The organism is Mizugakiibacter sp. (assembly GCF_039680435.1).
Classification (GTDB): Bacteria; Pseudomonadota; Gammaproteobacteria; order Xanthomonadales; family Rhodanobacteraceae; genus Mizugakiibacter.
Genome location: NZ_JBDKSX010000102.1, coordinates 1 through 6,265, shown reverse-complemented (window position 1 = coordinate 6,265; position 6,265 = coordinate 1). Strand labels below are relative to the sequence as shown.

Here is a 6,265-nt window from a genome sequence, read left to right as displayed (position 1 = left end):
GGTCGCGCAGATCGCCCTCGACCACGTCCACGCCGCTGGCGCGCAGGCGCTCGATGCTGACCGGCGAGCGCGCCAGCGCGCGCACCGCGACGCCGGCCGCGTTCAGCGCGCGCAACACGTGCCCGCCGAGGAAACCGCCCGCACCGGTCACGAACGCGCGCCGCATCGTCTCCTCCCTTGGCATCTCCGGAACGCGCGTGCCCACCGCGCACGCGCGGGATGCGCGCTCCGTTGCGCACGCTTCCCGCAACCTCCGGAACAGGCGTCGCGCCGGGCCTGCGCGCGACGGCCCCGCATCGTCGACGCGATGGCGCGGGCGGCCGCCGGACGGGTCCGGGCGAGTCGGATACGCGACGGTATCCGAGCCAGGCCCCCTCGCGTCAAGGGGCGCGGGTCACCCGTGCGTTCGAGGGTTCCTTAGAATGGAGCGCCGCAACCGAACGAATCCGCATGCCCATGCTACGTGTGGACCGCGCGCGCGCCGCGCGCGAGGTCGGCGCCACCGTGCGCCTCGCCCTGCCGCTGATCGCCGCGCAACTCGCCGCGGTCGGCATGAACGTGGTCGACGCGATGCTGTCCGGCCATCTCGGCGCGCACACCCAGGCGGCGGTGACCACCGGCGCCGGCGTGTGGTCGCTGGCGATCATCACCGCGATCGGCACGATGATGGCGGTGCCGCCCTCGGTCGCGCAGCTCGACGGCGCCGGCCGCCGCCACGAGGTCGGCGCGCTGTTCCGCCAGGCGCTGTGGATCGCCGCCGGCCTCGGCGTGCTGCTGTGGCTCGGCGTGCGCAGCGCGGCGCCGCTGCTGGACGTGATCGGCGTGGTGCCGACGCTGCGCGTCGACGTCGTCGCGTTCCTGCACGCGATCGGCTGGGGCGCGCCGGCGCTGGCCGCGTTCTTCGCGCTGCGCGGGCTGTCCGAGGGCCTGTCGCTGACGCGCCCGTCGATGTACTTCAGCTTCGGCGGCCTGCTGGTACTGGCGCCGCTCGGCTACGTGCTGATGTACGGCAAGCTCGGCGTCGCGCCGATGGGCGCGCGCGGCAGCGGCATCGCCACCGCGATCGTGCTGTGGCTGGAGATGCTCGGCTTCGCAACCTACGTGCTGCGCCATCGCAACTACCGCACGCTCGGCCTGCTCGAGCGCTTCGACTGGCCGCGGCCGCGCGTGATCGGCGAATTGCTCGGCATCGGCCTGCCGATGGCGGTGACGCTGCTGATGGAAGGCGGCTTGTTCGTCGCCGTCGCGCTGGCGATCGCCACGCTCGGCGAGGCGGTGACCGCGGCGCACCAGATCGCGCTGAACGTGGCCACGGTCGCGTTCATGGTGCCGCTCGGGCTGGCGCTGGCGATCACCGTGCGCGTCGGCCACGCGGTCGGCCGCGGCGACGGCGACGGCGTGCGCTACGCGGGCTACTGCGGCATCGCGCTGGCGCTGGCGGCGCAGTTCGTCTCCTGCGGCCTGATGCTCGGCGTGCCGCACGGCATCGCCGCGCTGTACACGCACGATGCGGGGGTGATCGCGCTGGCCACGCAGTTGCTGGTGCTGGCCGGCCTGTTCCAGTTCTCGGACGGCATCCAGGTGGCCTCCAACGGCGCGCTGCGCGGCCTCAAGGACACGCGCGTGCCGATGCTGATCACCGGCTTCGCCTACTGGGGCGTCGGCATGCCGGTGGGCGGGTGGCTGGCGTTCGGCGCCGGCTACGGCGCGCGCGGCATGTGGATGGGGCTGGTCGCCGGCCTGACCGTGGCCGCGCTGCTGCTGTTCGCGCGTTTCCGCCGGCTCGTGCACGGCGGGCGCTGGCGCGCGGCGCCCGCCGTGCCCGGCGATGCCTCCGAAGCCGCGTGACGCCTGCGGCGCGAGCGGCTACGCTGAACGCCCGTCCGGATGAAGTCCGGACACGTCCGAGGCCGGGCGGCAAGCCGCATCCCGCCCCTTCCTGAACGAAGGGGACGAATCTCCCGTGCAGCGGGGGGCGGCGGGATGCGCAAGCACGTCCGCGGCGCGGATCCCCACCTCCGTTCACGGGTTTCCCCAAGGAATCGTCGTCCATGACGCAGCGCACCCCCAGCGGCTTCCTCGGCTTCCTGCGCGTGCTCTGGCGCGGCCTCGACTTCACCCGCCGCGCCGTGCTGAACCTGGTGTTCTTCGCGCTGCTGCTGGGCTTCCTGGCCGTGGCCATGCGCGGCGCGCCGCGCGTCGAGCCGAACAGCGCGCTGGTGCTGAAGCCGGAAGGCCAACTGGTCGAGCAGTACAGCATCGATCCCGTCGAACGCGCGCTGGCGCGGCTCGGCGGCGACACGCCGAAGCAGGTGCAGGTGCGCGACCTGGTCGGCGCGATCGATGCCGCCGCGCATGATCCGCGCATCGAGCGCATCCTGCTCGAACCGGACGCGCTGGGTGCCGGCGGCTTCGCCGCGCTGCGCGAGGTCGGCGCGGCGCTGGACCGCTTCCGCGCCGCCGGCAAGCCGGTGATCGCGTGGGCCGCCGGCTACACGCAGGGCCAGTACTACCTTGCCGCGCACGCCGATCGCGTGCTGCTCGATCCCGAAGGCGGCGTGCTGCTGCAGGGCCTGGCGAGCTACCGCAACTACTACCGCGAGCTGCTCGACCGGCTCGGCGTGAACGTGCACCTGTTCCGTGTCGGCGAGTTCAAGTCGGCGGCGGAGCCGTTCATCCTCGACCAGGCGTCGCCGGAAGCGAAGGAAGCGGACAGCTACTGGCTGGGCGGGCTGTGGGATACCTATCTCGACGAAGTCGCCGCGCAGCGCAAGCTCGATCCGGCCGCGCTGCGCACCGCGGTCGCGCAGCTGCCGCAGGAGATCGCCGCCGCGCAGGGCGACCTCGCCGCGCTGGCGCAGAAACTCAAGCTGGTCGACGGCCTGGCGACGCGCGCCGAGCTGGTCGCGATGCTGCGCAAGGCGGGCGCGCCGGACCGTGGCGGCCACGGCTTCCGCGGCGTCGCCCTGGACGACTACCTCGCCTCGATGCGCACGCAGGCGCTGGCGATCGGCAAGCCGCGCGTGGCGGTGGTGGTGGCGGAAGGCGAGATCGTCGGCGGCAAGCAGCCGCCCGGCATGGTCGGCGGCGATTCCACCGCGGCGCTGCTGCGGCAGGCGCGCGAGGACCGCAACGTCAAGGCGGTCGTGCTGCGCGTCGACTCGCCGGGCGGCGAGGTCTACGCCGCCGAGCAGATCCGTCGCGAGGTCGCGCTGACCCGCGCCGCTGGCAAGCCGGTGGTCGTCTCGATGGGCGACGTCGCCGCCAGCGGCGGCTACTGGATCGCGATGAATGCCGATCGCATCCTCGCCGAGCCGAACACGATCACCGGCTCGATCGGCATCTTCGGCCTGTTCTTCAACGTACCGGACACGCTGGCCAAGATCGGCGTGCACACCGACGGCGTCGGCACTTCGCCGTGGGCGGGCGCGTTCGACGTGCGCCGGCCGCTCGATCCCGCCGTGGGCCAGGTGATCCAGAGCGTGATCGACAAGGGTTACCGCGATTTCACCGGCCGGGTCGCGGCGGCGCGCGGCAAGAGCGTCGCGGCGATCGACGCGGTCGCGCGCGGCCGCGTGTGGACCGGCCGGCAGGCGCTGGAGCGCGGCCTGGTCGACCAGCTCGGCGGCCTCGCCGACGCGGTGCGCTTCGCCGCGCAGCAGGCGAAGCTCGGCGACGACTATGCGGTCGGCTACGTCGAGCGGCCGCTCAGTGCCTTCGACCGCTTCCTGCTCGATTTCAGCCAGAGCACGCTGGTGGCGTGGGCGCACGCCGGCGGCATCGCGCTGCCCGGCTGGCTGGCCGAGGCGCCGCGGCTGGCGCCGGAACTGGCGCTGTTCCGCCACGCGCGCGCCGGCGTGCCGCAGGTCTACGCGTACTGCTTCTGCACGCCGTAGGGCGGAACCGGCGCAGCCGTTTCCGCCGCCGCGCGGCAAGCGCCCGGCTTTCCGCCATGGCGTGCGTGGTCGCGGCTGTACGCGGCGGAAGCGCCGCTGCGCGGCGATTCCGCCCTATTGCGACTGCTGGTCGATGGCGGCGTCGGTCTGCGCCTTCTGCTGGTCGACCTGCTGCTGGACCTGCCTGGCGCGGTCGCGCGCCTTCAGCGCGTCGTCGAACGGCGTGGCGACGCGCGCCGGCTTCGGCGCGTCCTGCGCGACCGGCTTCGGCGGGCGGTCGCAGGCGGCCAGCGCGAGCGCGGCCGACGCGAGTGCGGCGATGCTGACGGTGCGGAACATGGGCCACCTCCCGCGCCGCAGTGTCGCGCGTCCGCCCGCGCCGCGCCAGCGCGACACGCGCTCGTGTAAGCTCGCCGCAGCTCGTGGACGCGGAGGCGGCGCATGCACGCACAGACGGATCGCTGGCGGCTGGACGGCCAGGTCGCGCTGGTCACCGGCGCGAGCAAGGGCATCGGGCTGGCCTGCGCGCGCGAACTCGCCGCGCTCGGCGCGGACGTGCTGATGGTCGCACGCGACGAGGCGTACCTCGAGGCCGCGCGCGACGAGTTGGCCGAGGAATTCCCGCAGCGCGAGCTGCGCGCGTTCGGCGCCGATCTCGCGCAGCAGGAAGCGCGCCTCGAGGTGTTCGACTGGATCGCCGACCTCGGCGTGCCGCTGTCGCTGCTGGTCAACAACGTCGGCGGCAACGTGCGCAAGCCGACGCTCGACTACGCCGAGCACGAATACCGCGCGCTGATCGAGACGAACCTGGTGTCCGCGTTCGAGATGTGCCGGCTCGCGCACCCGCACCTGGTGCAGCACGCGAACGCGGCGATCGTCAACGTCGGCTCGGTGTCCGGCGCGACGCACGTGCGCACCGGCTCGCCGTACGGCATGACCAAGGCCGCGCTGCACCAGTTGACGCGCAACCTCGCCTGCGAATGGGCCGAGGACGGCATCCGCGTCAACGCGGTCGCGCCGTGGTACATCCGCACGCAGCGCACCGAGCCGACGCTCGCCGATGCCGACTATCTCGAGGAAGTGATCGAGCGCACGCCGATGCGCCGCATCGGCGAGCCGCACGAGGTCGCCGCGGCGGTCGCGTTCCTGTGCCTGCCGGCGTCGTCGTACGTCACCGGCGAGATCGTCGCCGTCGACGGCGGCTTCCTGCGCTACGGGTTCTGACGCCCGTCGCGGTCCGCGCAACCATGGCCGGAAACGGCGAGTTCGATGGCGGATGCGCTGCTACCCTGCGCGCATGCCCGACGCACATTGCCTGCCGCCGCATCTCGACGCCGCGACCTGCGAGCAGGCGCGGCTGACGCGCGATCCGCGCTTCGACGGCCTGTTCTTCACCGCCGTCACCTCGACGCGCATCTTCTGCCGCCCGGTGTGTCCGGCGCCGGCGCCGAAGCCGCGTCATGTCGTCTACTACCCGAGCGCCGCCGCCGCGGCCGCGGCCGGCTTCCGGCCCTGCCTGCGCTGCCGGCCGGAACTGGCGCCGGGCGCGTCCGCGTGGCGCGGCGGCGACGCGTTGGTGGCGAGCGCGCTGCGCCTGATCGAGGACGGCCTGCTCGACCGCGCGCCGGTCGCCGCGCTGGCCGCGCGCGTCGGCGTCGGCGAGCGCCACTTGCGCCGCCTGTTCACCGAACAGCTCGGTGCGGGCCCGCTCGCGGTCGCCGCGACGCGCCGCCTGCTTGCGGCGAAGAAGCTGCTGCACGAGACCGGCTTGCCGGTGGGCGCGATCGCGCACGCGGCCGGCTACGCCAGCCTGCGCCGCTTCAACGCCGCGTTTCGCGGCGCTTACGGCGTCGCGCCGCGCGAGCTGCGCCGCGGCCGCGCGCCGACAGCCGAGGAGGGCGAACTTTGCCTGCGTCTACCGTACCGGCCGCCGTACGATTTCGCCGGCCTGCTCGCGTTCTTCGCCCGCCGCGCGATCCCGGGCGTCGAGGTCGTCGACGCCGCGAGCTACCGGCGCGTGTTCATGCACGGCGGCGCGCCCGGCTGGTTCGAGGTCGGCGCGCCGGCCGACGCGCCGGCGCTGCTGCTGCGCGTGCATCACCCACAGCCGGCGGCGCTGCTCGGCGTGGCGGCGCGCGTGCGGCGCATGTTCGACCTCGACGCCGACGCCGCCGCGATCGCCGCGCGCCTCGGCGCCAGCCGCGCGCTGCGCCCGCTGCTGCGCCGCCATCCCGGCGTGCGCGTGCCCGGCTGCTGGGACGGCTTCGAGATCGCGGTGCGCGCGGTGCTCGGCCAGCAGGTCAGCGTGGCGGCCGCGCGCACGCTGGCGGCGCGGCTGGTCGAGCGTTACGGCGCGCGGCTGGACGCGG

The 6,265-nt window shown here is 74.1% G+C and carries 5 protein-coding genes; 4 read left to right on the top strand and 1 reads right to left on the bottom strand.

The window, feature by feature from the left end; genetic code table 11:
- Nucleotides 1–450 precede the first annotated feature (450 nt).
- Nucleotides 451–1,848, top strand: coding sequence for an MATE family efflux transporter (locus ABFC67_RS11160; RefSeq protein WP_346738111.1), 1,398 nt, complete (start codon nt 451–453; stop codon nt 1,846–1,848).
- Between the two features lie 203 nt (nt 1,849–2,051).
- Nucleotides 2,052–3,896, top strand: a complete 1,845-nt coding sequence (sppA, locus tag ABFC67_RS11155; RefSeq protein WP_346738110.1) for a signal peptide peptidase SppA — start codon at nt 2,052–2,054, stop codon at nt 3,894–3,896.
- A 114-nt stretch (nt 3,897–4,010) separates the two neighbouring features.
- Here the strand turns inward: sppA and ABFC67_RS11150 are convergent, their stop codons facing one another.
- The gene (locus tag ABFC67_RS11150) at nt 4,011–4,235 is read right to left on the bottom strand and encodes a hypothetical protein (RefSeq protein WP_346738109.1); all 225 of its coding nucleotides are present in this window, start codon (nt 4,233–4,235) and stop codon (nt 4,011–4,013) included.
- Nucleotides 4,236–4,337: 102 nt separating this feature from the next.
- On the opposite strand from ABFC67_RS11150, the gene ABFC67_RS11145 reads away from it, so the two are divergent.
- Both ABFC67_RS11145 and ABFC67_RS11140 read left to right on the top strand, forming a co-directional pair.
- Nucleotides 4,338–5,120, top strand: a complete 783-nt coding sequence (locus tag ABFC67_RS11145; RefSeq protein ID WP_346738108.1) for an SDR family oxidoreductase — start codon at nt 4,338–4,340, stop codon at nt 5,118–5,120.
- A 73-nt stretch (nt 5,121–5,193) separates the two neighbouring features.
- The coding region (locus tag ABFC67_RS11140) for an AlkA N-terminal domain-containing protein (RefSeq protein WP_346738107.1) at nt 5,194–6,265 on the top strand (1,072 nt) is incomplete at its 3' end.